Genomic DNA, 25,745 nt, shown 5'->3' on the forward strand with positions numbered 1-25,745 from the left:
CTACATTAATAGGGTCTTTATAAACTCCAAAAAACAAGTTTAGGATTAACTGGCTGATCAAGGATCCGAGATATAATCGGCTTGCTTTCCTAACCAAGACTCACCCTTTATAATTGAATAACGTTGAGTTTAACAAACAATGTACTAATGTAGGCAGTATATTAAATATATATTTATTTTAAAGAACGTATTATAAATGATTTTCCAGCAAGTTAGTTAATTCATTTATCTTTTGCAATACTTCGGTATTTTCTATAGTATTTTTTAAGGATACTATTTCCGCTTTTGATGCAAACTGCAATGCGCACATTGCCAATACATCTTGTTTATCTGCTACCGCATAATTTTGTTCAAACTTAGCAATCAACTCATTAATGTTTTTCGCTGCCTTACGCATCCCCTCTTCTTCGTTAGTATCATTAACACTCAATGGATACGTTCTACCTGCAATTACCACATTAACTTTTATTTTTGCCATGCAAAGAACTTTTTTATGTGTTCAAAAGAGAAATACACTTATCAATCTCCCGAACTAAAGCATTTATTTTGAGTTTTGTTTCTCTTGTACTTTCGTCACTGCCTTCTATAGTTTTGGCAACCTTTAACAAATGATATTCTTTTTGCTTTTCTTCTAATTGCTTCTCTTTTTTTTGTAATAAAATTTGTAACTCTGCGTTGTTTTGAAGTAAAACTTGGTTTTCTTCTTTTAAAAATTCATAGTTGGTGAGTAAGTTTTTCAACTTATCTTCCAGTAAATGAATTGCTTCTAAAGGGTTACTCATTTATTTTTTGAGAATAAAACTATATTCACAAAGTTATTAATATAGATTAATATTAACAACTCTTTTAGCTTTTTTTACCAAGTTATTGATTTTTAACCTATTAACTGATTTATATAATTTTACTATTTTTGTTTGAAAACTATTTTACTTTGAGATTCTTTTTCCCTCTTATTTTATTTGTAATAATTAACACTCTAAATGCACAAAATCAGTATCCAAAAAATTACTTTTTACCTCCTGTAAAAATACCTGTTGTTTTAGCTGGTACTTTTGGAGAGTTAAGAAGTAATCATTTTCATTCTGGGGTAGATATTAAAACTCAAGGTAAAGAAGGAATTCCAGTCTATGCTCCAGCTGACGGATATGTTTCTCGTATTAAAGTGCAACAATACGGCTTTGGCAAAGCCCTATATATAAACCATCCTAACGGATATACTACTGTATATGCGCATCTTGAAAAATTTGAACCATATATTCAACAGTATGTAAAAAATGTTCAATACAAAAAAGAAAACTATGATACAGGAAACCTTTTTCCTAAACCTGAAAAATTCCCAGTAAAAAAAGGACAACTTATAGGTTATACTGGAGATACAGGAAGTTCACAAGCTCCTCACTTACATTACGAAATTAGAGACACAAAAACTGAACGTATTATCAACCCAATGCATTTTGGGTTATCTGTTAAAGATGATAAAGCACCTACTATTCAAAAATTAATAGCATATCCTTTAAGTGATGATGCACGTATTAATAATTCTTCTTTGGGATCTACACTTTCCTTTAAAAAGAACGAAAATGGAACTTTTATTACTGAAAAGATTACAGCTTGTGGTACAATTGGTTTTGGTATTTGTGTTTTTGACCGATTAAACGGAGCCATAAATCGAAATGGTATTTATAGTTTAGAAATGAAGGTAAATGGAAAAAGAGTTTATTATCACGATGTAGAAACCTTTTCTTTTGCTGAAAGCAAATACATCAATCTATTAATAGACTATGAACACTATAAAAAATACAAAAACAAACTTCAAAGAACTTATAAAATAGATGCTAACAAACTTAGCATGTATAAGGACTTAGTAAACAATGGTAAAATTCATATTGAAGAGAACTCGAATTACAATATTGAAATTATTGCCAAAGATTTTGATAATAACACTTCTGAAATAAGAATTCCTGTTCAAGGAACTAAAAGTAATTTGGTGTTTAAACAAAAAGACACCACCGATTATAAAATTAATGCTGCTGATTTTAATAAATTTCATCAAAAAAACGTTACAGTAGCTTTTCCTAAAAACACTTTTTATCAAGATTGTTTTATTGATTTTATTGTTGAAAATGGTACAGCCAAAGTTCATAACCCTACTATTCCCCTTGATAAACGTTATACGCTTACTTTTGAAACATCTTTTTTAAGCGAGGATCAAAAACAACACGTATACATTGCCAATGTTACCAACCCTAAATACCCAAGGTATACTACTACTAAAAAAGATGTAAACAAAGTATATACTACAACAAAACTTTTAGGAGACTACGCTTTACGTTTTGATACAGAAGCTCCAAGTGTTCAATTTTATAATTTTAATGACAAACAGTGGATTTCTAAAAACAACACCCTAAAAGTTAAAATTAGAGACGAGAAAACAGGCATAAAAAATTATCATGCTACAATTGATGGCGAATGGATTTTAATGGAGTATAACCATAAAAAAGGAATTCTTACGTACGATTTTAGCGATAAAAAATTAGTAGGTAGTAAGCACCTTTTTAAAATTGTAGTTTCTGATAATGTTGGAAATACTAAAACAGTTTCTGCTACTTTTTTTAAAAAGTAAGTTTATTTTTTGGCCTTTACTACTCTCTATTTTCCGCTAACCAAAGTAATAGCAAGAGGTTTTACCCCTGCATTCTTTGTTTAATATTTCCTATTCACAAATTTTGTAACAATAGTTGTTTTTTTTCTTCTAATGGGTAGAAAAAAATATAAACCAATGAAAAAAACACTAATTATTTTTGCAATCTCTCTAGGAATATCTTCACTTGCTTTCAGTCAAAAAACTTTCTTAAATCCATTAAACAATCCAGCAGACAAAAGCCTCATTCAGTCTGAAACTTCTAATATGACTTGGTCAATGGTTAGTGGTTCTAATAAAATGGAAATAGGAAATATTCAAACTCAAATTCAGAAAGATGATGAGAAGATAAATATTATTACTACAATAAACATGAAGCAATCACCTGTAAAATGGGTAGATAGTACCGTTGTTGAATCAAAAAATTTTAAACCTATATATCATTCATCTTTTAACCATCAAAGAGACATGGTTTTAAAATTTGGAAAAAAAATTACTGGATATTATTTGAATAAAAAAACAGGTGTTAAAACACAAATTTCGGAAAACACTAACGATTCTTACTTTGACAGTAATTTTTATCCTCAATTAATACGATTGCTACCTTTAGAGAATGGTTATTCTAAAACTATTTCAATATTTGACTATAACCCTACAGCTAAAATTGGAGTAATTACAGCGACAATTAAAAACACAGAAACGGCTACAATTGATTTTAATGGCACGAAAAAACAAGTTTGGAAAGTTGAAGCTACTGATGATATATCAAATAACTCTGCAGTAAGCACTTATTATATAGACACTACTACAAGACAAATAATTAAGCAGAAAGTTGATTTAGGTGGTAGAAAAATGATTATGGAGTTGACTCAATAGTACACTCTTTTATATTGATAGCTTGTTGTGCCTAAGTTCTTAAACTAAAGAGTTTCAACTTAATCTTTAAATGAGTAAAAAACACATTACTAAAGAACACTGTGCAACAAGCTATTAATTAATAGCTAAAACCTCCAACATACAATTCGAGTTACTTTGTTCCCCTGATTCATAGGAATAATTTTAAACTCTTTTACGCCTAGTTTTTTTCCTGAGCTTTGTAAGCTTTCTACATTTTCTTTTTTAGACACCAAACTTGTAAACCATTTGCTTGCTTTTGGAAACTTTGAGCTTTCATATAAATAAGTATGTAAAAACGCTTTTTCTCCTCCTACATACCAAAGTTCATTCGAATTCCCAGCAAAATTACGAATGGTATTATTCCCTAGGTTTCTCGATTTTCTTCGGTTAGCTCCTCTCGCCTCTTCTTCCGATTTGTAAAATGGCGGATTGCACATCGTTACAGTAAACACATCCTCTTCTTTAAGAATACCTTGTAAAATATGCATTTCATCCTTTTGGTAACGAAGCGAAATTTTACTCTCTAAATTATTTTTATCAATAATTTTTTGAGCATTCGATAAGGATTTTGCATCAATATCTGAACCTACAAATTCCCACTTGTATATTGCACTTCCTAACAACGGGTAAATACATGTAGCTCCCGTACCAATATCTAAAACTTTCACGTCTTTATCACCTGCAATTAAATCAGCTAAGTGATGGATATAATCTACTCTTCCTGGAATTGGTGGGCATAAATTTTCATCCGAAAACTCCCATGAACTTAATCCATAATGGGTAAATAGTAACGCTTTATTAAACTCTTTAACCGCTATTGGATTTGAAAAATCAATAGTTTCCTTTCCAAATTTTTCAACAATAAATTCAGATAGCTTAGGATACTTCTCTGTTAGTAACTTAAAATTGTATCCTTGATTATGTATATTTTTAGGGTGTAATTCTTTTTTAGTGCTCATTAAAGTATAAGAATTGTAAATTCTAATTGTAACGGACGTAAATTCTCTTTTAAAACCTTTATAAAATCAGTTCCGTATTCTAAATAATACTCAGAAAAATTACGTTGACGTTCTTCTAAACTTTGGTTTGGTAAAATTTCGTTTTGCAATACTGTAATTCGTTCCACCAAATCTTTCTGTCTTCTTTTTTCAGCTCGCAACCAACGTTTTTCTAAATTCTCCAAGCCTTTTTGTTGCTTTCTTTCTTGTGCATTAACAGCCCCCAAAAACGAAACATCTGTTTTTTCAGCAAGCTTCCTCAAGCTTGCAAACTGATCTAATAAAAACTGTTTTTGCTTAGTAAAATCAACATTAGTTTCTGAATTCTCTAATACCTTTTGTTGTATTAAAGTATTCTGTTTGGTGAACACAGTTTCTGTTGACAGTCCTAAGTTCGTTAGTTTCTTTGCTTGTTTTTCTGATATTACTTGTACCGAATTACGCAACAATAAAATAGGAAATGGTACCTCAGCTGCTTCAAACATACTTTTTAGCTCTAACCAATAAGCTAACTCTCCTCCTCCACCTATATAAGATAGATTTGGTAAAATTACCTCTTGGTATAATGGACGTAGAATTACATTAGGTGAAAATCGTTCTGGAAAATCGCTGACTTCACTCAATAATTCCTCTAAACTCCATGAAATATCTGTACTATTTACTTTGTAAACTCCATTTTCAAAAATAATTCGTTCACGAAGTGAATCAGTCAAATAAAACAAATTGATTTCTCTCGGATTCACCTGGATTTTATAATCAGCTTCTAAAAGTTTAATCGTTTCAGAAACTTTTGTAAACGAAAACTGCTCTGTTATTTCTTTAGTAACATATGGAATAAATTCTTTCTTTAGCTCTCTATCATCTCCATCAACAATTACTAAACCATATGTTCCAAATAATTCATTAGCAATGTATCGAGTTGCTTCTGTTAAATTAGCATGCTCAACATACGCTTCTTTAAAAAGCTGGGTTAAATATTGTGCATTTTTTGAGGTTCCTAAATGTTCAGAAAACACTTCTAATACATGATCTAAACCTTCTGTAGAAAAACGTCCCACTCCACCTGTTTGATGAGAATTCCACTGCACTTTTTTTCCATCAAAATTAAAGAAGTTGATTTCTTCAAAATCATGATCCTCTGAAGCCATCCAATATACAGGTACAAAATTTTCTTCTGGAAACTGTGCTTGTAAATCTTCACATAAATTGATTGTTGACACAATCTTATATAGAAAATACAACGGGCCTGTAAACAAGTTCAATTGATGTCCTGTTGTAATTGTAAATGTATTTTCTAATGCTAAAGCCTCTATATTCTGCTGAGTAGCTTCTGAAACCTTACTGTTTTTATATTGATTTTTTAAAACACTAACTAAGGTTTTTCTATGCGATGTTGAAAAACTACGCTTTTGTGCTAGTTGATCTTTAAAACCTTCAATATTCGGAAAATTACCGTAAAACGATTGTAATTTTGGAGATTCCTCTAAGTAATTAATCATTGTTTTAGAGAAAAACCCAGTATTTTTAAAAGGGATATTAGTTACCTTCATTATTTATTTTTTCTTTGAAACAATGTGTAAATATATGGACGTTCACCTCCGTACGGGTTTATAAATATGTGATTGAATGCTTCTATTAACCTAAAATCATTACCTAACTTTTCTTGTAACATTACAGTATTGTAACGCTGTAGTGGTAATCCGCAACACTTTTCAGTTCCATCTAAAGCAAAAACAGCTATAATTACAAAACCATTAACTTTTACTAATTTCTTGAGTAACTTAAAATAAGCTTCTTGCTCTTCTTCTTTTAAAAAGAAATGCAATACTGCTCTATCATTCCAAACATCTACTTCTTGTAATTCTTGAAGTTGTGTAGGATTGGTTAAATCATCCGCAATAAAAGTAACTTCAGATGCTTTTTCACTCAATCGAGTTTTTATGTCATTAAGAGCTTTCTCTGACAAATCATTAGCTATCAACTGTGTATAACCTTTTGCCACTAATTCATCAATTATAACAGATGAACCAACACCTACATTTAAAATTTTAGCTTCTTTGGCTACTCCTGATTTTTCTAGTAATTCAATGGTTTGTGTTGAACTTTCTTCAAACCACCCCAGCTTTTTAGTCGGTTTTTTTTTATATGCAGCCTCCCAGTGTTCTTTCGATATATTCTCTGGAAGTGTACATTCACTCTCTTTTGTAGTCATAGTTCAAAAATAGGAAATTTTACTCCTTTGTCGAAAAGGAAACTAACTTCTAACAGATTTTTAACTACATTCTTTTTTAAACCGTCAATTTGGCTATTTTTACATTTGGTAAAACACAAGTATGCAATTTAAACATCCAGAAGTTTTATATTTCTTAGCTTTTTTGCTCATCCCTATTTTGGTGCATTTATTTCAATTGCAGCGATTTGTAAAGGTTCCGTTTACCAATGTAGCTTTTTTACAAAAATTGGTGTTGCAAACCCGTAAAAGTTCTCGCATAAAAAAATGGTTGATTTTAGCTACTCGCCTACTACTACTGACTGCTTTAATTTTTGCTTTTGCGCAACCGTATCTTAGCAATCAAAAAGTAAACAAACAACAACACTTCTTTATTTTTCTAGACAATTCTTTAAGTACTAATGCTATTGGTGAAAAAGGAAATTTATTACAAGTAGCTTCACAAGAAATTATTGAAAACCTATCTAACAAAGCCAATTATTCATTAGCTACTCAAGATAATTTTTATAACAACAAAACAGCTTCTGAACTTAAGAGTATCCTATTAAGAATTCCCAATACTGCTAAAAACACGAGTTTAAAAGATGTGTTATTAAAAGCTTCTAACGAAGGGAATAATGCCACTACAAAAAGCATATTTATTTCTGATTTTCAAAACATCAAAAAAGAAGATCTAAATAATGTCCCTACAAACTCTACTCTAGTTAAGGTAACTCCTGAAGAAAAAAGTAATCTATCTATAGATAGTGTTTTTGTAAGTGACAATGGTTCTTCTAACTTAAATGTTCATATTATAGTTAAAAATCAAGGAGTCGTAAAAAAAGAAGTTCCAATTGCTATTTACAATGCTAAAAAACTAATTAATAAGCAAACCTTCTCAGTTGAAGAAAATAAAACAACTCAAGTAACTTTTTCTATTGTAAAAACACCTGTTTTCTTGGGTAAAATTGATATCAATTTTAAAGACACCTATGGATTTGATAATTCGTTTTACTTTACCATGAACACAAACGAAAAAATCAATGTTCTAAGTATAGGCGAACCTGCTGATTTTTTAAGTAGAATCTACACAAAAGAAGAATTTAACTTTACTGCTTCTTCTTTACAAAATGTAAATTACAATCAAATCCCAAAACAGCATCTGGTAGTTTTAAACGAGCTAGAAGACATTCCACAAACTTTAATCAACAGTATAGAATCGTTTGTGAATGACGGAGGAAATATTGCTATTATCCCAAGTAAAAATTCAACGATTTCTTCATACAACAACTTGCTTAACAAGTTAAATGCAGGTAAGTTACTTTCTCAAAAAAATGATAGTTTAAAAATTACGGATATCAATTATAACCATCCGCTTTTAAAAAATGTGTTTGAAAAAAGGGTGCGCAACTTCCAATATCCATTTGTAAAGACATCATTCAGTTCAGCATTTCAAAATGCTTCTAATTTGGTTTCTTTTGAAAACAAACAAGGTTTTATCAAACAAGTAAATTTACCTAAAGCTTCTTTGTATTGGGTTGCAGCTCCGCTTCAAAAGGAAAACAGTAATTTTATCAATTCTCCCTTGATTGTTCCTGTGTTTTATAACATCGGAAAACAAAGCTTACAACTTTCTGAATTGTATTACACAATCGACAAACAAAACACCATTGATATTGATAAGCACTTAGGAAAAGACGAAATTTTAACCATTAATTCTACCAATAGTTCGTTTATTCCGCTACAACAAACTTTTCAGAACAAAGTACAAATCACCACTAAAGAGCAACCTTTAGTAGCTGGATTTTATCAAATTCAACAGAAAAATAATCTGATAAAAAATTGTGCTTTCAACTATGCAAAAAATGAAAGCTCCTTAAATTTCTTAACGCTTTCAGATATTGATAATACAAAGATTTCTACTTCAGTAAAAAACACTTTAGAAAATATTAATAACGAAAATAAAATTCAATGGCTTTGGAAATGGTTTTTGACCTTAGCTATCGTATCTTTGCTCGTAGAAATTTTGATTTTAAAATTCTTTAAACCATGACAACGCTGCTAAAATCGGCAACAATTATAGATGCTTCTAGCCCTTACCACAAGCAAACCAAAGATATTTTAATTAACGACGGTATTATTACCAAAATAGACAACAATATTCCTCAAAAAGACGAATACCAAGTTGTTGAGCTTGACAACCTTCATGTTTCTACAGGATGGTTTGACACTAGTGTTTCTTTTGGTGAACCAGGGTACGAAGAGCGAGAAACCTTACGACATGGTGTACAAGTAGCTGCTAAAAGTGGTTTTACAGATGTAGCTATTAACCCAAACACTAGCCCTATTGTTGATAACAAATCTGCTGTTGAATTTTTAATTAATAAAGTAAACGGAGCAGCTACAAGCATACACCCAATAGGAGCCTTAACACAACAAAGTAAAGGTGTGGAGATGTCGGAAATGTACGACATGCAACAATCAGGAGCTATTGCTTTTGGTGACTACAATAAACCAGTAAGTAATGATAACTTATTAAAAATTGCGTTACTGTATGCTCAAAATTTTGATGGACTGGTTTTAAGTTTTCCTAAAAACAATTCTATTGCAGGTGAAGGTGTTGCGAATGAAGGAAAAAACAGCACGCTTTTAGGATTAAAAGGAATTCCTGCTTTGGCAGAGGAAATTCAAATTTCTCGCGATTTATTTTTATTAGAATATACAGGAGGTAAATTACACATCCCTACTATTTCTACTGCAAAATCAGTTCAATTGATTAAAGAAGCTAAGAAAAAAGGATTGAATGTTACTTGTAGCGTTGCTGTACATCATTTATTTTTAACTGATGATGAATTACACGGATTTGATGCTAATAAAAAAGTGACTCCACCTTTACGTACTGAAGAAGATAGAAAAGCTTTAATAAAAGGATTGAAAGACGGTACAATTGATATGATTACTACAGATCACAATCCTATTGATATAGAACATAAAAAAGTAGAGTTTTCTACTGCAAAAGACGGAACAATTGGTTTAGAAAGTGCCTTTGGAGCTCTAAATACTTTACTAAATATAGAAACAATAGTTAAGTGTTTATCTAATAACCCTAGAGAACGTTTCGGACTTAATAAGATTACTATTAAAGAAAATGAAAAAGCTTCTTTATCTATTTTCAGCCCTGAAAGAGATTATACGTTTTCTGAAGAAAATATTATTTCTACGTCAAAAAACAGCGTCTTTTTAGATAAAAAGCTTCAAGGAAAAGTGTACGGAATTTTCAATAACAATCAATTAGTTTTAAATTCTTAACAGAATGAGTTTACAGTATCTTGTAAGAGAACCTAAAAGTTCTATAACAAATCCTCCATTACTTATTTTATTACATGGGTATGGTAGCAATGAACAAGATTTATTTTCTTTTGCTGAAGAATTACCTGACGATTTATTAATTGTTAGTGTAAGAGCTCCATACGATATGGGATATGGCGGTTATGCTTGGTACGCTATTAATTTTGATGATGTTAATGGGAAGTTTTCTGATTTAACTCAGGCTAGTACATCAGTAGATCAAATAGCTACATTTATAGACGAAATCAAAGCAAAATACAATACCAACCCTGATAAAACATTTTTATTAGGATTTAGCCAAGGAGCCATTTTGAGTTATGCTTTAAGCTTTAAGTATCCTAATAAAGTCCAACATGTAGTGGCTTTGAGTGGATATATTAATGAAGAATTATTGCCTTCAGAAATAAACAATTCAATTGCTACTGATTTTTATATTTCTCACGGAACTGTAGATCAAGTCCTTCCTATTGAATGGGCTCGTAAAGCTCCCGTATTATTAGAAAATTTCAGTTTAAAAAACGAATACTCTGAATACCCAGTAGGGCACGGAGTAGCACCACAGAATTTTTATAGTTTTAAAAATTGGATTGTAGAAAGATTGTAGTTTTAACAATTCTATTTGAAGGAAATTAAATATTTTTGCTATCTAAAAAAAATAGCATGAACAATATCTTCAATCAGGATGTATTATACTACTGGAGTGCACCTTTTTTCATTTCAGTAATTTTATTAGAGATGTTCTTTAGTTACCGTGCTAAAGCAAAAAACTATGACTTTAAAGATACTTCAACAAATGTTTATTTTGCTCTTCTAAACTTTGGTTTAGATCTTTTAATGAAGGTAACTTCATTTGCTATTATGGGCTTTTGTTATCAATATAGAATTATTGATTGGGAAGGTAACATGTCTTGGGCATACTGGTTATTAGCTTTTATTGGGCAAGATTTCTTGTATTATATACATCATTACGTAGATCACCATTCACGTTTTTTCTGGGCTGTGCACGTAACCCACCACAACTCTGAATATTATAATATTTCAACAGGTTTCCGCTCACCTGTGTTACAACCACTATTCCGTTATATGTTCTTTCTGCCATTAGCCTTTTTAGGTGTAATGCCATTACATATCATGTTTGCGTATGCAATGAACCAAAACTACGGAACTCTGTGTCATACAAACTTTATTAAAAGCAAATTAGGATGGTGGGGTTATTTTTTCGTTACTCCTTCTCATCATAGGGTACATCATGCTTCCAATACAAAGTATTTAGACAAAAATATGGGGATGGTATTGATTATTTGGGATCGTATTTTTGGTACTTTTCAAGCAGAAGAAGATGAAGTTGAGTATGAAAAACTAAAATACGGTTTAACTAAACCATTAGAAGATAAAGGCCCTATCAATATTATTTTTCATGAATGGAAAGAAATTTTTAAAGATTTTTTTCAACGAAAGAAAAGTCTTCCTTTAGGTACTCGTCTTAAGTATGTTTTTATGCCACCAGGTTGGAGTCATGATGGAAGTACAAAAACAAGTAAAGAATTACAGGAAGATTTAAAAAGTGAATCAAAAGAAGAGTTAGAAATATTACCAAAAGAATTAAGGGTCCAAGAAATAAAAGTCGAGTAAAAACTCGACTTTTTCTTTTATAAATATCTGATTTGTTACTTCAATATCTGATTTGCGTGTTCTTTTGTTTTCACTTTTAAAATTACATCTTCTATCACTCCATTTTCATCAATAACAAAAGTAGTTCGGTGAATTCCGTCATATTCACGTCCCATAAATTTTTTAGGCCCCCAAACTCCAAAAGCGTTAATTACTTCTTTGTTCTCATCAGCCAATAAAGGATAAGGCAATTCATTCTTATCTATAAAATTTTGTTGACGCTTTCCTGAATCGGCACTCACACCAAGCACATCATATCCTTTCGCTAAAAAAGTTTGATAGTTATCACGTAAATCACAAGCTTCTGCTGTACATCCTGGTGTACTTGCTTTTGGATAAAAGAACAATACTAATTTTTTCCCTTTATAATCAGAAAGCTTTACTGTGTTTCCTTTTTCATCTACCGATTCAAAATTTGGGGCTTTATCTCCTACTTTTAATGTTGTCATTTTAATTTCTTTTCTAAATTATTCCTTCAAAGTTACAAAGTAGATTTTGATTATCTATAAATATAAAACGCTTCTTCGTACATTTGAGTCTTTTAAACAACAGAAAATGACCAAAGCTGAAAAAGTTCAATTTGTAATAAATACTTTAGAAGACTTATATCCTGAAACTCCCATTCCGTTAGATCATAAAGACCCTTACACCTTATTAATTGCTGTGTTGATGTCAGCTCAAAGTACAGATGCTCGTGTAAACACCATCACTCCCTTACTATTTGAAAAAGCTGACAATCCTTACGATATGGTGAAACTTTCTGTTGATGAAATTCGAGACATTATCAAGCCTGTTGGCTTATCTCCTATGAAATCAAAAGGAATTTATGGATTGTCAAAAATTTTAATTGAAAAACACAATGGAGAAGTTCCTGCTGATATGGAAGCTTTAGAAGCATTACCTGCCGTAGGGCATAAAACAGCTAGTGTGGTAATGTCACAAGCGTTTGATATTCCAGCTTTTCCTGTAGACACTCATATCCATAGATTAATGTATCGTTGGAACTTATCTAATGGAAAAAATGTTGTTCAAACAGAAAAGGATGCTAAACGTTTATTCCCTGAAGAATTGTGGAACAAACTGCATTTACAAATCATTTATTACGGGCGCGAATACTCACCTGCTCGTGGTTGGAAACTAGAAAACGATATCATTACTCGAACTGTGGGAAGAAAATCGGTAATAGACGATTACCTTCAAAAGAAAGCTTAAAAAAAGCCCCAACCTAGTTGAAGCTTTTTCCACTCTTAATTCAAATTCAATTCAATGAGATAGTTTGATTTCGTTTTAACTACTGTTAGCGATTTAGAAAAATTAATCAAATATTGAACTGTTTCTTGTTTTGGTTCCATTCTAAAATCCGAAGATTTTTCAGAGTAAATCTTTATCATATATAATCCCTTTTATTATTTATAATCAATGATTTAACGAGGGATTTTTATAAATATTGTCTAATTTACTAAAATAATTTTATTTTTTTCAATTATTTTTCTAAGGTTGATTAAAGCATAACGCATTCTACCCAATGCTGTGTTTATACTAACTCCCGTATTCTCTGATATTTCGTTAAAACTCATATCATTATAAATACGCATTTTCAATACTTCTTTTTGTTCTTCAGGAAGTTCCTCAACCAATCCTTTTACATCAGATAAAATCTGTTCTTTAATAATTTTATTCTCTGCATTTAATGCTCCATCACTCAATACCGAAAAAATATCAAACTCTTCACTATTATTGTTGAATGTTGGAATTCTATTATTTCTTCTAAAATAGTCTATAATTAAATTATGAGCTATACGCATAACCCAAGGTAAAAACTTTCCTTCTTCGTTGTAATTTCCTTTTTTTAGCGTACGTATTACTTTTATAAAAGTGTCTTGAAAAATGTCTTCTGTAGTATCTCGATCTTGTATTTTACTGTAAATAAAGCTATACAATCTCTGTTGGTGTCGTTTAATCAATAGTTCAATGGCTTGTTCTTTACCATTAATGTAGTCTTTTACCAATACACTGTCATCTACTATGTTTTGCATAATAATTACTTTTTTTAAAAGAGTAACTAGGTAGTTCTCTTTTGGTTAGGGGATTTTAAGTTATAAAAGTAATTATCTAATCTATAGGCTTTATTTATTGATTAATAACGAGTTACAAATATTAAATTTTTTATTATAAAATACAAAAAAAACTATTAAAAAAGAGAAAAATACTGTTATTTACTCAATAAAATCACTATAAATTGGTATTTTTATCGCTTATTTTTCGAGCACATGAAGACCGATATTTCAACAGTAAACCCTAAAGAAAACATCATTATTAAAGGAGCTAAACTCCACAATTTAAAGAACATCGATGTCGTTATTCCTAGAAATAAATTAGTAGTAATAACTGGACTTTCTGGTTCTGGAAAATCTTCTTTAGCTTTTGATACTTTGTATGCCGAAGGACAACGACGTTATGTTGAAAGTTTAAGTTCATATGCTCGTCAGTTTTTAGGAAAACTACACAAGCCAAAAGTAGATTATATTAAAGGGATTGCCCCGGCCATTGCTATTGAGCAAAAAGTAAACTCTACCAATCCTCGTTCTACCGTAGGAACTTCAACCGAAATTTACGACTATATTAAGTTACTATATGCCCGTATTGGTAAAACCTTCTCTCCTATTTCTGGTGAAGAAGTAAAAAAACATACGGTTTCAGATGTTGTCAATCATGTAAAAACTTTTGATGAGCGCACCAAACTTTTACTACTTGCACCTATTGCTATTAACGAAAAAAGAGATGTTAAAACCGTTTTACAAGTACTTAAACAACAAGGATATGCGCGTTTGAAGTATAAAGATACGGTTTATAGAATTGAAGATTTTCCTGCGGATGATTTTAATGGTGCTACCCTATTTTTAGTAGTTGATAGAATTGTTGTTCAGGATGAAGAAGATTTTTATAATCGTTTAGGAGATGCTATTCAAACAGCTTTTTTTGAAGGAAAAGGAATCTGTTATATTGAGAATTTATCAGATGACAGCACTACTGAGTTCAGTAATAAATTTGAGTTAGACGGAATTTCTTTTTTAGAACCTAACACACACTTGTTTAGTTTTAACAATCCGTATGGAGCTTGTCCAACCTGTGAGGGTTATGGAAATGTGATAGGTATTGATGAAGATTTGGTAATTCCTAACACAGGATTATCCATTTATGAAGATGCTATTTTTCCGTTTAAAACAGATAGCTATAAAAAATACAAAAACGATTTAATTATACATGCCGAAGAGTTCGGAATTTCTATTCACAAACCTTGGTTTGAATTTTCCGAAGAACATAAAAATTTAATTTGGAACGGGACCAAAAAGTTCAAAGGAATCAATCACTTGTTTAAAAAGCTAGAGGAGAAAAGTTACAAAATTCAAAACAGAGTAATGCTTTCTCGCTATCGCGGAAAAACAAAATGTACCGAATGTGAAGGTAAACGTTTACGCAAAGAAGCTAATTATGTGCAAGTATATGGTAAAACAATTTCCGAGTTAGTTACACTTCCGCTAGACGAGTTAGCTGTTTTTTTCAATAGTATCCAACTAAACAAATATGAAGAAAAGATAGGAAAACGACTATTAACCGAAATCAACAATCGTTTACAATTTTTAACCAATGTTGGATTGAGTTACCTAACCTTAAACCGTACCTCGAACACACTATCAGGAGGAGAAAGTCAACGAATTAATTTAGCCACTTCCTTAGGAAGTTCCCTTGTAGGTTCGATGTATATTTTAGACGAACCTAGTATTGGACTACACCCAAGGGACACAGAAAGGTTAATTGGAGTATTAAAAAATTTACGTGATTTAGGAAATACTGTTATTGTGGTAGAGCATGATGAAGACATCATGAAAGAAGCTGATTATATTATTGATATAGGTCCTGAAGCTGGAACTTACGGAGGAAATGTAGTTGCAGAAGGCACTTTTGATGAAATTCTACAATCCGACTCGTTAACCGCTAAATACTTATCCGAAGAATTAAAAATTGAAGTTCCTACAAAACGAAGAAATTCAAAGAATTTCATCAAAATTATTGGTGCACGTGAAAACAATCTCAAAAACATCGATGTAGCTTTTCCTTTAAACAATCTAACAGTAATTACGGGAGTTTCAGGTAGTGGAAAAAGTACCTTGGTAAAGAAAATCTTGTATCCTGCAATGCAAAAAAAGCTAATAGGCTACGGTGATAAACTAGGACAACATACAGATGTTACTGGAAGTTTTGACACTTTAAAACATGTAGAGTTTATTGATCAAAACCCTATTGGACGTTCGTCTCGTTCAAATCCTGTTACTTACATCAAAGCATACGACGATATTCGTAAATTATTATCTGACCAAAGATTATCAAAAATCAGAAACTACCAACCCAAACATTTTTCTTTCAATGTAGAAGGTGGTCGCTGTGAGGTTTGTAAAGGTGAAGGTGAAGTAACCATCGAAATGCAATTTATGGCAGATGTGCATTTAGAATGTGAAACTTGTGGAGGAAAGCGCTTTAAAAAAGAAGTGTTAGAAGTTACTTTTGAAGGAAAAAATATCGATGATATTCTAAACCTAACTATAGACGATGCTGTCGCATTTTTTACAGCACACGAACAAACAAAAGTTGCTAAAAAACTAAAACCTTTGCAAGATGTTGGTTTAGGTTATGTACAATTAGGACAATCATCGTCTACACTATCAGGTGGTGAAGCGCAGCGGATCAAACTAGCTTCCTTCTTAGTAAAAGGAAATACCAAAGATAAAGCGCTATTTATTTTTGATGAACCAACAACTGGATTGCACTTCCACGACATCAAAAAGTTATTAGCTTCTTTTAACGCTTTGATAGAAAGAGGACACTCTATTATTGTTATTGAACACAATATTGAATTAATTAAATGTGCCGATTATATCATAGACCTCGGTTTAGAAGGTGGTAAAAAAGGTGGCAATTTGATTTTTGCAGGCACCCCAGAAGAACTAGCTAAAAATAAAGAATCGTACACCTCTAAATATTTGAGGGAAAAATTAATTTATTAAAAATTATCCTATTTTTTAACTAATACTAGCTTCATATTTCATTTATAATATGGAGCTAATTTATTTTATAAAAGAGTCTTTACTTATCTTTTCTACGAATTCTAATTTATCCTCTACGAATTCTAATTTACTCCCAATTTACCTGTACTTCTCTTGTAATTTTGATCATATAAAAACAACAATTATGTGGTCAAATAACAATTATTCATCGGTATTAAAAATGTATTTAGGAAAATACACAAGCTTAAAATTACAAGTTAACACAGACGGATTAATCGCTTCTGTTGAAAAGCAAGAAAACGGTCAATGGATTAGCGATAGAAACCTTCCTAACATCTTAAATAAGCTATCAACTGACTTTAATTTAGGAAAAGATGTAACCATCATCTTACAACAATAACATTATAACTATAACCTTAAAACAAAAACTATGAAACAAAACATTTTAAAAGTAGGTACAGTAATGGGATTACTACTACTTATCGGAGTATTTGCTAGCTGCAACAACACTAAAAAAAACGACAAAAGCCAAGAATTGGGAAACATTGCTCAACTAGAAGAAACTACTGAAAAACCAGTAGTAGAACCAAGAAAGCCTGTAGTTTTCATCACTGAAAACGACAAAGGAAACAGTCATTTTTACGACAGTGCTCGTGTGTACTTTAAAGAAAAAAACTATGAAGTTATTAACGGAAAGTACTCTGTAGAAGAAATTATTTCTTGGATGAACAAGAATGCTACCGAAAACCCTTACGGAGAAGTTCATATTGTAAACAACAACAATCCGTTTAAAGCAATGAACTTAGAAACAGTAGTAAATGGTGAAAAGGTGACTGTAGAGAGTTTACAAAAAGCTATAAATGAAGACAGATTACCCTCTTTAAAAGATAAAGCAATAACAGACGATACAAAAATTATTTTCCACACCAATCAGTTAGCTACAAATACTGATTTAATAAACACCTTAAAAAGTGCCTTTATTACAGAAAGTAAGATTCCACAAGTAGTTGCTTCACCATATTACAACATTTTTGGAGGAGAGTTTTCAAACCATTATTTAGCACAGCCATACTATGTATTTTACCCAACTGCTAACTCACCTGGAAAAGTAGATTTGTCTAAAGAAATTGCAAAAAAGTATCCAGAAGAGAAAGAAATTGATTGGTACAACGCTTTGAATAATGAAAGAGAACGCTATGTTGGGGAACCATATACAATTCAGTATAGCATTCCTGTAAATCTTGAATTAGACTATCATAATTCAGATAATGAGATTCCACATTTTGTGATGCAAGAAGAAATTATGGATTTTATTGCTGGCGAAGAAGCCTTAATGAAAGAAGTAGAAAAAACGAATATTCCTGTTGAAAAATTTAGATGGACGTACATCGTAAAAGATAGTCAATTAATTATCAAAGGAAAGTCATCAGCTTTATGTGTATTAAAACCACTAATTAAGCCATACGGTGATTTAGAACACGTAAAACCAGATACCAATAACAAACGTTTATACGCTATGAAATGAGCACTTAACAAAAGTGAATAGTAACTAAAAAAATTATTAGCGAATTACATCTGACCTTTTACAAACAATAAAAACTAACAGATGAAATAACAAATAATTGTTGAACAAACGTCATTACGAACAAAGCAAAATCAATTGATTAAGAATGATAACTTCACCCTCTTGCTTTCGTAATGACGTTTAAATTAAGTATGTTTGTTACAATGAAGTTTTTTAACCACACAATTACTACAACAACCTCTAAAATTAATTTTGTATTGAAAGCTCACATGCTCCAAATACAAAATTTTGTTTGTACTTTTTTGTGTTTTTTTTTCTTCGGAATTATAAACTCTTTAGCCCAAAACCATCACCTAAAAAACTTCTCTAAAAATGAAGGGCTCCCAAGCTTACGCATACAAAATTGTACGCAAGACAATACTGGCTATTTGTGGTTAGCCTCTAACAAAGGGTTAGTTCAATACGATGGAAATGAATTTGTAACTTTCACTACAAAAAATGGTTTAATCTCTAACAACGTTACCATTGTTTCTGCTAAAAACTATACACTATTTATTGGAACAGACAAAGGACTCAGCATCAAAAACCACAGTGGTTTCCAAAATTTAGAAGGCAACAAAATCAACTGTATTTTAACTGTTAACAACAGTACTTTTTTAGGAACAGACAAAGGAATTGTCCGTGTTCGTGAAGGTTACCTGTCTCCTATTCGTACCAATTTTCAAATCGATTTAAACTTAATAAATGATATACAGTTTGACGGAAATTTTTATTGGATTGCTACGAACAAATCTCTTTGGAAACTTGATAAACTTATCAATCCAACACTTTTAAAGAGAATCGATTTAGATAATTACACCTCTATTCTTATTGAAAACAAAACCATAGTTGCCACCTCTTATAACAATGGTATTAAACTCATTACTGGAGACGCCATAAAAACAATAACCACTACCGCACAAAACATAACGGAGATCAAAAAAATTGATAACCAATTTTGGATTGTTTCTGAAAATGACGGTATTGAAATTCTGGATATCAATTTTAATTTTGAAAGAAGTATTAACAAATACAATACATTAAACACAAACCAAATAACCTCTGTTTTTCAAGATATTGAAAAGAACACTTGGATTAGCACATCCAATAATGGTCTTTACCTTATTAAAACAGACAGTCCAACACAAAAAAAACCTGCCATTGCTTTTGAAAATATTTCAGTTGTTTATCAGTCATTGGATAGTATTAACATTAATAACTATCCAAAAATCTTACAGCTTCAACCTGACAAAAACCATATTTCATTTTACTTTAAAACAGTCGATATTAACAACCCTAACAACATAGAATATCGTTATAAATTAAATAATCAAATAAGTCCTTGGACTACTAAAAACTCAGTTGACTTAGCTTATTTAACTCCTGGGAATTACACTTTTTCTGCTCAATCAAGAATTGGTAAATCGGAAAGTACCCCTATCGAGTTTAATTTTTTTATCGATACTCCTCTGTATAAAAAAAAGTGGTTTATAGCATCTTGTTTTGCTATTGTTTGTCTGGTTCTTGGCATTTTTATTTGGTTATATATTAGAAAAATACAAGCAAAAAACAAAGCCAAATTAGCTAAACTACAATTAGAAAATCATTTGTTGGCTCTAGAACAAAAAGCGTTGCAATTACAAATGAATCCGCATTTTATTTTCAATGTTTTAAATGGGATTAAGGCTTTAGGAAATTCAGGAAATTTAACCGAATTGAATTCTACAATAAGCAAATTTGCAACACTCTTACGTGGTGTTTTACACAATTCTAGGCAAGAAGAGATAAGTTTAGCTGAAGAAATCAACACTTTAAAAAACTACATTGAGTTAGAACAACAAATGAACTCAAATACATTTGATTATACAATAAACACTCAACTTTCGGTAGACGCTGAAGAGGTATTAATTCCTCCAATGTTGATTCAACCCTTTGTTGAAAATAGTATCAAACATGGTATTTCTTCGGTAAAAAATGGAAAGATTGATATTAACTTTTCTATTAAAAATGATTTTTTATATTGTGAAATACTAGACAATGGTATTGGTATTCATCAATCAAAGAAACTAAAAAAAACAAGTACTCATCAATCGATTGCTCTAAATATTACACAAGAGCGAATTCAAAGTTTATCAAAAGAAAGTACTATTTCTATAAGTGAAACATCTGAAAACAACAAAGTAACTGGAACCAAAATTGTATTTAAAATTCCTTTAAAAACTGACTTTTAACTATGAAAAAACTTACTGCAATTTTAGTAGATGATATGCCTACAGCTCTAGAGATGTTACAAAACGACCTTACCCTATTTCATCCCGAGATTGAAATTATAGGTACCGCTAAAAGTGTAGTAGAAGCTTCAAAAGTTTTGCGAAAACAACAACCTGACATCTTATTTTTAGACATTATGCTAGGTGATGGTACTGGATTTGATGTGTTGGAAATTCACCCAAACCTTTCTTCAAAAATTATTTTTGTTACTGCAAGTGACGAATACGCCATCAAAGCCTTTAAGTTTGCTGCTATTGACTACGTTTTAAAACCTTATTCTAATGAGGATTTAACCAATGCTATTCATAAAGCTAAAAATCAAATTCAACCAGATAAAGAACAACTAACAGTATTACAACAGTCCATTACACAACCCAATCAACGACCTAAAAAAATATCATTAAATACTTCTGATAAAATATTGGTTGTAAATTTAGATGATATTATTCGTTGTCAATCTGATAATAATTATACTGAATTTTTTATGAATGATGGGCAAAAAATATTGGTTGGTAAAACCTTAAAATATTTTACCGACATACTCAAAGAATATGGTTTTATAAGAGTACACCAAAGCCATCTTGTTAATACTCAATTCATTAAAGAATTCATTAAATCTGATGGTGGATATTTAGTTTTGAAAAATAAAACTACGATTCCTGTTTCTGTTCGAAAAAGAAATGAAGTTATTGATATTTTAGCTAAAATATAAGCACGGTTTTTTTCCTCTTTTTCCTCGTATTTTAACACTATTGTTAAATTTTTATTAAATTTTTATTTACCTTAGTGTTTATAAATTACAAAGCATGGTCGTACTTAAACCAGAAAAAGGTAGATTGTTAATTGCTGACCCAGCAATTTTGAATGATTGTTCTTTTAAGAGAACCATTGTATTGCTTACTGAACATACTTCAAAAAGTTCAGTAGGTTTTATTTTAAATAGACCTTTGAACTATGCGCTTAGTGATTTAGTACCTGATATAGACTGTGATTTTACAGTTTATCAAGGAGGTCCTGTAGAACAGGATAACTTATATTTCATTCATAAAATACCTCATTTACTACCTAACAGTATTGAAATAGCCAACGGTTTATATTGGGGCGGTAATTTTGAACTTCTAAAAGAGCTTTTAAATAATAAACAGCTAAAATCGACAGATATTAGATTCTTTTTAGGGTATTCTGGTTGGGCTCCAGACCAACTAGACGAAGAACTTTATATAAATTCATGGTTTGTTGCTGAAAACGATTATGAAAACATCTTAGCTGCCAATGATCAAGATTTCTGGAAAGATAAGCTACTTCAAAGAGGAGGTAAATATAAAATATGGGCAAACGCTCCTAGTGATATTCAAATGAACTAACTCGTTACCGTTGCTAGCTGTAAACTATTCTTTATCTTTTCTGTAATCTCAGTTACAAACTCTTTTTTTCGATAATTAGTCACCGATTGAATTCCAATAATTGCATTAGTAATAAAAACCTCGTCTGCTTTTTGAATTTCAAATGGAGAAATTACAGTTTCTTCAATAGTATATTCCGGATGCTTCTCTATAATTTCAATTACTTTTTTTCTAATAATTCCTTTAATACACCCTTCTTCTAATGCAGGAGTTTTAACCACATTTCCTTTTATAATGAAAAGGTTTCCATTAATAGCTTCCACTACTCCTTTTCGCTCGTTCAATAAAATACAGTTATCTAAATCATTTTCATCAGCAAAAACCGCTGCTAAAGTATTCAACATTCGGTTGGTTGTTTTTACTGTTGATAACAAGCCTGAATAATTATAAAAATCTTTAAAAACATCTATTCTGTAAACTTCTTTAGTACTTACTTCCAAAGGAGCTCCTTCAATTATATAATCTACCTCATTAGTAATAGGTGTATACAAACCACCATCTTTTCTAAAAACAGTCAATCGTATTCTATATGTTGAAGAACTTGGTAATTCTTTTGTTAGCTTTAAGATTTCTTCTTGTAAAAACTCAAAGGTAAATTCCATAGGAATTCTCATGCGAAGCATACGCATTGAAGCCATTAATCTAAAATAATGATCTTCAATAAAAACAACTTTACCATTTACTACTTTTATGGTTTCAAAAATGGCATCACCATATTTAAACCCTCTATTTTGAGTTGAAAGTTGCACTTTGCTATCTGCAATTAAAGTTCCATTAAAATTTACCATTCTTATAAAAATTTAAATGCAAACTTACAATTTAGGTAAGTATTAGCCACAAAAAAACTCGACAATTTGCCGAGTCTATATTTTATCAAAATATAATTAGTTTAAGCTCCTATAGTATGTTTCAATTCTTCAATTTGGTTCTCCCAAAGCATTTTAGCCTCTTCAACATCATCTTCATCATCAGCAAAATCTGTAATAATTACAGCAACATCTTTTGTTAATGGATCTACCTGAATTTTAAATTCAAAATAACTTTCATCGTCTTCACTTTCAGTCCATTTAAATTTAATACGCTCATCTGCTTTTTTGGTAATTATTTTAGCTTCTTCTTCAGAACCATCCCAAAAAAAAGTAATTATTTTACCTCTTGAATTTACTTTGTCTGCAAACCACTCTTCTAAACCTGCAGGTGTTGCAAAATATTGATATAACATGCTTGGAGAAGCATGGATAGGAAACTCTAATTCAAATTTAACCTTGCTCATCTATTTTTTTGTTTAACCGCCAATATATATAATTATTTTTTAAAAAAAAATTATAATGTTTGTTGTCTAAAACCAAAAAGTATTTATATTTGCACCCGCAATCAGGCGAGGTAGCTCAGTTGGTTAGAGCGCAGGATTCATAACCCTGAGGTCACGGGTTCAACTCCCGTCTTCGCTACAAGACCCAAATCATTCAGATTTGGGTTTTTTTATACTTATATTTTAGCATACATTTTATAATGAGGACCTACTTTTATCACTTCAAATTCCTCTCCTATAATTTCAAAATCTAGACCTTCATAAAATCCAATAGCTTCTTTTCTAGCATTACACCATAAAACAGCAATTCTCTTTTCTTTTAAAATGCTTTTTGCCTTTTCAATCAATAGTCTTCCTGCTCCTTTACCTCTTACTTCAGGCAAAGTCGCCATTCCTCTTAGCTGATAATGCTTTCCTTCAAAACTTTCTAAATCTTTTTTTACAAAAGTTGCAATTCCTACCAATTTCCCTTGGTAAAAAGCTCCTAAATGAAAAGTACTTTCATCTTTATCTCCTTCAAATTTAAAAGGCAAATCAATATTATTTCGCAAAACAGTTAATCGTATGTTATACGTTTCTTGCGCCGATATATTTTTTATTTTTATCATGTAAACTCTTTAACTCAAAAATACAGAATGAATATACATTTTAAGTCCATAAACAAAAAAGATATCCTTAGTATTCTTCCGCTTTTACAAAAAATCAATACAACTACTCCTCATGATATATTAAAAGCAAGAGTTTTAGAAATGATTGAGTGTCCAAATTATGAATGCGTTGGAACATTTGACGGAAATAAACTTATCGGTATTTCTGGTCTCTGGTATAGTATTAGACATTATGTTGGTAAAAGTGTAGAACCTGACCATGTTATAATTGATGAGACTTACAGAGGTAACAACATTGGTAAACAGTTTTTTAACTGGATTTACGAATATACAAAATCAAAAGGCTATGAAGCTATTGAATTAAACACTTATACTGGCAACCGAAAATCTCATAAATTTTATTACAACGAAGGATTTGAAATCTACGGCTTTCATTTTGTAAAAGTTTTAAGAGAAGACAATACCTTTTACTAGCAAAGACATTAAAAAAAGCATCATAAAACCATACTTATATTATGGCTTATTTAACTTGTTAATCATTCAACCTATACTATTATTAGGGCTACAAAAATTACAGTTAAAAAGATTTTTTTACGGTTAAACCATACTTTATTTATGGTTTTTTCATTCTCCTATTCATTAAATTCTAAGTAGCTTTGTAGTCACTTAAGAGACGTCTTAAGTTCTTTTTCATAGCAATTTTCCCACTCAATCTTTTTGAGTGGGTTCTTTTTTTATCACTCATGCTATTTTTTTATTTATAAATTAATTTTATATGTTTAATAACACAACATATAATCGATATTATATTTATAACTCTTTTATTACTCTTGAGCTTTGAGTTTAGATTTTCTTTTTATTTTAAAGGATGATTAGTTTAAAAATTGAACATAAAAAAAGACTATCTTTTCAGATAGTCTTTCTCGTATAATTATGTGTAGGTTATAAACTAACCACAACTTTAATCTACAACTTCTACATTAAAAGCGTTTAAGCCTTTTCTACCCTGTTCGGTATCGTAACGTACTTTGTCATTTTCTCTAACATCGTCAATCAAACCTGAATTATGTACAAAAATATCTTCTCCTGATTCTGATGATGTAATAAACCCAAACCCTTTTGAGTTATTAAAAAATTTTACGGTGCCTTCTTGCATCTTACTTAAATTTTAAATTATTATATAATGTTGTGTAAAAGAAGAACCTTTATATAATCTTTTATAATGTTATTACACAACTATAAAAAACTATTATACTTATAAACACTTAAAAAATAAAGGAATAATGAAATAAAAAAAAGACAAGAAGAGAATAAACTCAAAAAAACTAATTACTATATACTACCACGAAATAATTAAGGTGTTCCACTTGAACGTGACAAAGATAGTCCTTTTTTATTGATTATGGGGAAACTAGCTTCTTTTTTAATTTTTAAACCATGTAAACTTCATAATTCATAATACTATACAGAAGTATTAAAACAGGTTTTAGTACCTTTTATTACCGTAAAAATTAGATTTTATGTTCATATCCATAAATACTCTTGTAGTCTATAAAATATTTTCAAACTTATATCATTCACTTTCTGAAAGTTATAAATAAGCACTAAAATTTTATTAATTTTTTCAAAAAAATTCTTTGCAGATATTAGAAACAGTCTTATATTTGCAACCGCTTTACTGCGGGAGTAGCTCAGTTGGTAGAGCGTCAGCCTTCCAAGCTGAATGTCGCCGGTTCGAACCCGGTCTCCCGCTCAAAAAA

Annotated in this window: 26 protein-coding genes, 2 tRNA genes and 1 other RNA gene; 16 read left to right on the top strand and 13 right to left on the bottom strand. The window is 30.6% G+C overall.

Features of this window, described 5'->3' with window-relative positions; all coding sequences use genetic code 11:
• Positions 1 to 21: 21 nt before the first annotated feature.
• The 3 genes from ssrS to ACQY6M_RS01200 form a co-directional block, all read right to left on the bottom strand.
• A non-coding RNA gene (gene ssrS / locus ACQY6M_RS01190) (6S RNA) lies at positions 22 to 129 on the bottom strand.
• Between the two features lie 61 nt (positions 130 to 190).
• Positions 191 to 478 carry a cell division protein ZapA gene (locus tag ACQY6M_RS01195; protein ID WP_428742870.1) on the bottom strand — a complete coding sequence of 96 codons (288 nt, stop codon included), beginning with the start codon at positions 476 to 478 and terminating at the stop codon, positions 191 to 193.
• 13 nt (positions 479 to 491) lie between these two features.
• A complete protein-coding gene (locus ACQY6M_RS01200; RefSeq protein WP_428742871.1) occupies positions 492 to 782 on the bottom strand; it encodes a hypothetical protein in 291 nt (96 codons plus the stop codon).
• Positions 783 to 931: 149 nt separating this feature from the next.
• On the opposite strand from ACQY6M_RS01200, the gene ACQY6M_RS01205 reads away from it, so the two are divergent.
• Together ACQY6M_RS01205 and ACQY6M_RS01210 are read left to right on the top strand one after the other, a co-directional pair.
• A complete protein-coding gene (locus ACQY6M_RS01205) occupies positions 932 to 2,623 on the top strand; it encodes a M23 family metallopeptidase (RefSeq protein ID WP_428742872.1) in 1,692 nt (563 codons plus the stop codon).
• Between the two features lie 156 nt (positions 2,624 to 2,779).
• Entirely contained in the window at positions 2,780 to 3,517 is a 738-nt protein-coding gene (locus ACQY6M_RS01210; RefSeq protein WP_428742873.1) for a hypothetical protein, read from the top strand.
• Positions 3,518 to 3,642: 125 nt separating this feature from the next.
• Here the strand turns inward: ACQY6M_RS01210 and rlmF are convergent, their stop codons facing one another.
• The 3 genes from rlmF to ACQY6M_RS01225 are packed head-to-tail and all read right to left on the bottom strand — an operon-like array spanning position 3,643 to position 6,748.
• A complete protein-coding gene (gene rlmF / locus ACQY6M_RS01215) occupies positions 3,643 to 4,497 on the bottom strand; it encodes a 23S rRNA (adenine(1618)-N(6))-methyltransferase RlmF (protein ID WP_428742874.1) in 855 nt (284 codons plus the stop codon).
• On the bottom strand, positions 4,497 to 6,086 hold the full coding sequence (gene bshC, locus ACQY6M_RS01220; protein WP_428742875.1) for a bacillithiol biosynthesis cysteine-adding enzyme BshC: 1,590 nt from the start codon (positions 6,084 to 6,086) through the stop codon (positions 4,497 to 4,499). The genes rlmF and bshC overlap by 1 nt, the downstream gene beginning before the upstream one ends.
• Positions 6,086 to 6,748 (bottom strand): class I SAM-dependent methyltransferase, encoded by a 663-nt coding sequence (locus tag ACQY6M_RS01225; protein ID WP_428742876.1) that lies wholly within the window; start codon positions 6,746 to 6,748, stop codon positions 6,086 to 6,088. The genes bshC and ACQY6M_RS01225 overlap by 1 nt, the downstream gene beginning before the upstream one ends.
• A gap of 121 nt (positions 6,749 to 6,869) precedes the next feature.
• Between ACQY6M_RS01225 and ACQY6M_RS01230 the strand changes: the two genes are divergently transcribed.
• From ACQY6M_RS01230 to ACQY6M_RS01245, 4 genes are read left to right on the top strand one after another with little or no spacing between them, the layout of a single operon-like run.
• Positions 6,870 to 8,798 carry a BatA domain-containing protein gene (locus ACQY6M_RS01230; protein ID WP_428742877.1) on the top strand — a complete coding sequence of 643 codons (1,929 nt, stop codon included), beginning with the start codon at positions 6,870 to 6,872 and terminating at the stop codon, positions 8,796 to 8,798.
• Positions 8,795 to 10,054, top strand: coding sequence for a dihydroorotase (locus ACQY6M_RS01235; RefSeq protein WP_428742878.1), 1,260 nt, complete (start codon positions 8,795 to 8,797; stop codon positions 10,052 to 10,054). The genes ACQY6M_RS01230 and ACQY6M_RS01235 overlap by 4 nt, the downstream gene beginning before the upstream one ends.
• A 4-nt stretch (positions 10,055 to 10,058) precedes the next feature.
• Positions 10,059 to 10,697, top strand: a complete 639-nt coding sequence (locus tag ACQY6M_RS01240) for an alpha/beta hydrolase (protein WP_428742879.1) — start codon at positions 10,059 to 10,061, stop codon at positions 10,695 to 10,697.
• Positions 10,698 to 10,753: 56 nt separating this feature from the next.
• Positions 10,754 to 11,725 (top strand): sterol desaturase family protein, encoded by a 972-nt coding sequence (locus ACQY6M_RS01245; protein WP_428742880.1) that lies wholly within the window; start codon positions 10,754 to 10,756, stop codon positions 11,723 to 11,725.
• A 35-nt stretch (positions 11,726 to 11,760) separates the two neighbouring features.
• Here ACQY6M_RS01245 and bcp read toward each other — a convergent pair whose 3' ends face one another.
• Complete coding sequence (gene bcp, locus ACQY6M_RS01250) at positions 11,761 to 12,213, bottom strand: thioredoxin-dependent thiol peroxidase (RefSeq protein WP_428742881.1); 453 nt, start codon at positions 12,211 to 12,213, stop codon at positions 11,761 to 11,763.
• Between the two features lie 106 nt (positions 12,214 to 12,319).
• Here bcp and ACQY6M_RS01255 point away from each other — a divergent pair, with 106 nt between their 5' ends.
• Positions 12,320 to 12,976, top strand: coding sequence for an endonuclease III domain-containing protein (locus ACQY6M_RS01255; protein WP_428742882.1), 657 nt, complete (start codon positions 12,320 to 12,322; stop codon positions 12,974 to 12,976).
• 35 nt (positions 12,977 to 13,011) lie between these two features.
• Here the strand turns inward: ACQY6M_RS01255 and ACQY6M_RS01260 are convergent, their stop codons facing one another.
• Positions 13,012 to 13,155, bottom strand: a complete 144-nt coding sequence (locus tag ACQY6M_RS01260) for a hypothetical protein (protein WP_428744899.1) — start codon at positions 13,153 to 13,155, stop codon at positions 13,012 to 13,014.
• Between the two features lie 60 nt (positions 13,156 to 13,215).
• Positions 13,216 to 13,800 (bottom strand): RNA polymerase sigma factor, encoded by a 585-nt coding sequence (locus ACQY6M_RS01265; RefSeq protein ID WP_428742883.1) that lies wholly within the window; start codon positions 13,798 to 13,800, stop codon positions 13,216 to 13,218.
• Positions 13,801 to 14,034: 234 nt separating this feature from the next.
• On the opposite strand from ACQY6M_RS01265, the gene uvrA reads away from it, so the two are divergent.
• The 6 genes from uvrA to ACQY6M_RS01295 all read left to right on the top strand — a co-directional run bounded on the left by uvrA (position 14,035) and on the right by ACQY6M_RS01295 (position 22,026).
• Positions 14,035 to 16,827, top strand: coding sequence for an excinuclease ABC subunit UvrA (gene uvrA, locus ACQY6M_RS01270; protein ID WP_428742884.1), 2,793 nt, complete (start codon positions 14,035 to 14,037; stop codon positions 16,825 to 16,827).
• Positions 16,828 to 17,011: 184 nt separating this feature from the next.
• The gene (locus ACQY6M_RS01275) at positions 17,012 to 17,227 is read left to right on the top strand and encodes a hypothetical protein (RefSeq protein WP_428742885.1); all 216 of its coding nucleotides are present in this window, start codon (positions 17,012 to 17,014) and stop codon (positions 17,225 to 17,227) included.
• A gap of 30 nt (positions 17,228 to 17,257) precedes the next feature.
• Positions 17,258 to 18,352, top strand: coding sequence for a hypothetical protein (locus ACQY6M_RS01280; RefSeq protein ID WP_428742886.1), 1,095 nt, complete (start codon positions 17,258 to 17,260; stop codon positions 18,350 to 18,352).
• A 203-nt stretch (positions 18,353 to 18,555) separates the two neighbouring features.
• Positions 18,556 to 20,622, top strand: coding sequence for a histidine kinase (locus ACQY6M_RS01285; protein ID WP_428744900.1), 2,067 nt, complete (start codon positions 18,556 to 18,558; stop codon positions 20,620 to 20,622).
• 2 nt (positions 20,623 to 20,624) lie between these two features.
• A complete protein-coding gene (locus ACQY6M_RS01290; protein WP_428742888.1) occupies positions 20,625 to 21,374 on the top strand; it encodes a LytR/AlgR family response regulator transcription factor in 750 nt (249 codons plus the stop codon).
• 94 nt (positions 21,375 to 21,468) lie between these two features.
• Positions 21,469 to 22,026 (top strand): YqgE/AlgH family protein, encoded by a 558-nt coding sequence (locus ACQY6M_RS01295; protein ID WP_428742889.1) that lies wholly within the window; start codon positions 21,469 to 21,471, stop codon positions 22,024 to 22,026.
• On the opposite strand, the gene ACQY6M_RS01300 is transcribed toward ACQY6M_RS01295, so the two are convergent.
• Positions 22,023 to 22,853, bottom strand: coding sequence for an aminotransferase class IV (locus ACQY6M_RS01300; protein ID WP_428742890.1), 831 nt, complete (start codon positions 22,851 to 22,853; stop codon positions 22,023 to 22,025). The genes ACQY6M_RS01295 and ACQY6M_RS01300 overlap by 4 nt on opposite strands.
• 101 nt (positions 22,854 to 22,954) lie before the next feature.
• Positions 22,955 to 23,338 (bottom strand): START-like domain-containing protein, encoded by a 384-nt coding sequence (locus ACQY6M_RS01305; protein ID WP_428742891.1) that lies wholly within the window; start codon positions 23,336 to 23,338, stop codon positions 22,955 to 22,957.
• Between the two features lie 104 nt (positions 23,339 to 23,442).
• Here ACQY6M_RS01305 and ACQY6M_RS01310 point away from each other — a divergent pair.
• A tRNA-Met gene (locus ACQY6M_RS01310) sits at positions 23,443 to 23,516 on the top strand.
• Between the two features lie 37 nt (positions 23,517 to 23,553).
• Here the strand turns inward: ACQY6M_RS01310 and ACQY6M_RS01315 are convergent.
• Complete coding sequence (locus tag ACQY6M_RS01315) at positions 23,554 to 23,985, bottom strand: GNAT family N-acetyltransferase (protein WP_428742892.1); 432 nt, start codon at positions 23,983 to 23,985, stop codon at positions 23,554 to 23,556.
• Between the two features lie 27 nt (positions 23,986 to 24,012).
• Here ACQY6M_RS01315 and ACQY6M_RS01320 point away from each other — a divergent pair, with 27 nt between their 5' ends.
• A complete protein-coding gene (locus ACQY6M_RS01320) occupies positions 24,013 to 24,459 on the top strand; it encodes a GNAT family N-acetyltransferase (RefSeq protein ID WP_428742893.1) in 447 nt (148 codons plus the stop codon).
• 487 nt (positions 24,460 to 24,946) lie between these two features.
• Here ACQY6M_RS01320 and ACQY6M_RS01325 read toward each other — a convergent pair whose 3' ends face one another.
• A complete protein-coding gene (locus ACQY6M_RS01325; protein ID WP_428742894.1) occupies positions 24,947 to 25,141 on the bottom strand; it encodes a cold-shock protein in 195 nt (64 codons plus the stop codon).
• Positions 25,142 to 25,665: 524 nt separating this feature from the next.
• Here ACQY6M_RS01325 and ACQY6M_RS01330 point away from each other — a divergent pair.
• A tRNA-Gly gene (locus ACQY6M_RS01330) sits at positions 25,666 to 25,738 on the top strand.
• The last annotated feature ends 7 nt before the right edge of the window (positions 25,739 to 25,745 follow it).

The sequence above is a fragment of the Tenacibaculum sp. genome (genome assembly GCF_050290165.1).
Classification (GTDB): Bacteria; Bacteroidota; Bacteroidia; order Flavobacteriales; family Flavobacteriaceae; genus Polaribacter.

Excerpts from the sequence above, each read along its gene's own strand:
- ACQY6M_RS01195 (WP_428742870.1), bottom strand. The coding sequence starts at position 478 with ATGGCAAAAATAAAAGTTAATGTGGTAATTGCAGGTAGAACGTATCCA.
- ACQY6M_RS01200 (WP_428742871.1), bottom strand. The coding sequence starts at position 782 with ATGAGTAACCCTTTAGAAGCAATTCATTTACTGGAAGATAAGTTGAAA.
- ACQY6M_RS01210 (WP_428742873.1), top strand. The coding sequence starts at position 2,780 with ATGAAAAAAACACTAATTATTTTTGCAATCTCTCTAGGAATATCTTCA.
- rlmF (WP_428742874.1), bottom strand. The coding sequence starts at position 4,497 with ATGAGCACTAAAAAAGAATTACACCCTAAAAATATACATAATCAAGGA.
- bshC (WP_428742875.1), bottom strand. The coding sequence starts at position 6,086 with ATGAAGGTAACTAATATCCCTTTTAAAAATACTGGGTTTTTCTCTAAA.
- ACQY6M_RS01225 (WP_428742876.1), bottom strand. The coding sequence starts at position 6,748 with ATGACTACAAAAGAGAGTGAATGTACACTTCCAGAGAATATATCGAAA.
- ACQY6M_RS01230 (WP_428742877.1), top strand. The coding sequence starts at position 6,870 with ATGCAATTTAAACATCCAGAAGTTTTATATTTCTTAGCTTTTTTGCTC.
- ACQY6M_RS01235 (WP_428742878.1), top strand. The coding sequence starts at position 8,795 with ATGACAACGCTGCTAAAATCGGCAACAATTATAGATGCTTCTAGCCCT.
- ACQY6M_RS01240 (WP_428742879.1), top strand. The coding sequence starts at position 10,059 with ATGAGTTTACAGTATCTTGTAAGAGAACCTAAAAGTTCTATAACAAAT.
- ACQY6M_RS01245 (WP_428742880.1), top strand. The coding sequence starts at position 10,754 with ATGAACAATATCTTCAATCAGGATGTATTATACTACTGGAGTGCACCT.
- bcp (WP_428742881.1), bottom strand. The coding sequence starts at position 12,213 with ATGACAACATTAAAAGTAGGAGATAAAGCCCCAAATTTTGAATCGGTA.
- ACQY6M_RS01255 (WP_428742882.1), top strand. The coding sequence starts at position 12,320 with ATGACCAAAGCTGAAAAAGTTCAATTTGTAATAAATACTTTAGAAGAC.
- ACQY6M_RS01260 (WP_428744899.1), bottom strand. The coding sequence starts at position 13,155 with ATGATAAAGATTTACTCTGAAAAATCTTCGGATTTTAGAATGGAACCA.
- ACQY6M_RS01265 (WP_428742883.1), bottom strand. The coding sequence starts at position 13,800 with ATGCAAAACATAGTAGATGACAGTGTATTGGTAAAAGACTACATTAAT.
- uvrA (WP_428742884.1), top strand. The coding sequence starts at position 14,035 with ATGAAGACCGATATTTCAACAGTAAACCCTAAAGAAAACATCATTATT.
- ACQY6M_RS01275 (WP_428742885.1), top strand. The coding sequence starts at position 17,012 with ATGTGGTCAAATAACAATTATTCATCGGTATTAAAAATGTATTTAGGA.
- ACQY6M_RS01280 (WP_428742886.1), top strand. The coding sequence starts at position 17,258 with ATGAAACAAAACATTTTAAAAGTAGGTACAGTAATGGGATTACTACTA.
- ACQY6M_RS01285 (WP_428744900.1), top strand. The coding sequence starts at position 18,556 with ATGAAGTTTTTTAACCACACAATTACTACAACAACCTCTAAAATTAAT.
- ACQY6M_RS01290 (WP_428742888.1), top strand. The coding sequence starts at position 20,625 with ATGAAAAAACTTACTGCAATTTTAGTAGATGATATGCCTACAGCTCTA.
- ACQY6M_RS01295 (WP_428742889.1), top strand. The coding sequence starts at position 21,469 with ATGGTCGTACTTAAACCAGAAAAAGGTAGATTGTTAATTGCTGACCCA.
- ACQY6M_RS01300 (WP_428742890.1), bottom strand. The coding sequence starts at position 22,853 with ATGGTAAATTTTAATGGAACTTTAATTGCAGATAGCAAAGTGCAACTT.
- ACQY6M_RS01305 (WP_428742891.1), bottom strand. The coding sequence starts at position 23,338 with ATGAGCAAGGTTAAATTTGAATTAGAGTTTCCTATCCATGCTTCTCCA.
- ACQY6M_RS01315 (WP_428742892.1), bottom strand. The coding sequence starts at position 23,985 with ATGATAAAAATAAAAAATATATCGGCGCAAGAAACGTATAACATACGA.
- ACQY6M_RS01320 (WP_428742893.1), top strand. The coding sequence starts at position 24,013 with ATGAATATACATTTTAAGTCCATAAACAAAAAAGATATCCTTAGTATT.
- ACQY6M_RS01325 (WP_428742894.1), bottom strand. The coding sequence starts at position 25,141 with ATGCAAGAAGGCACCGTAAAATTTTTTAATAACTCAAAAGGGTTTGGG.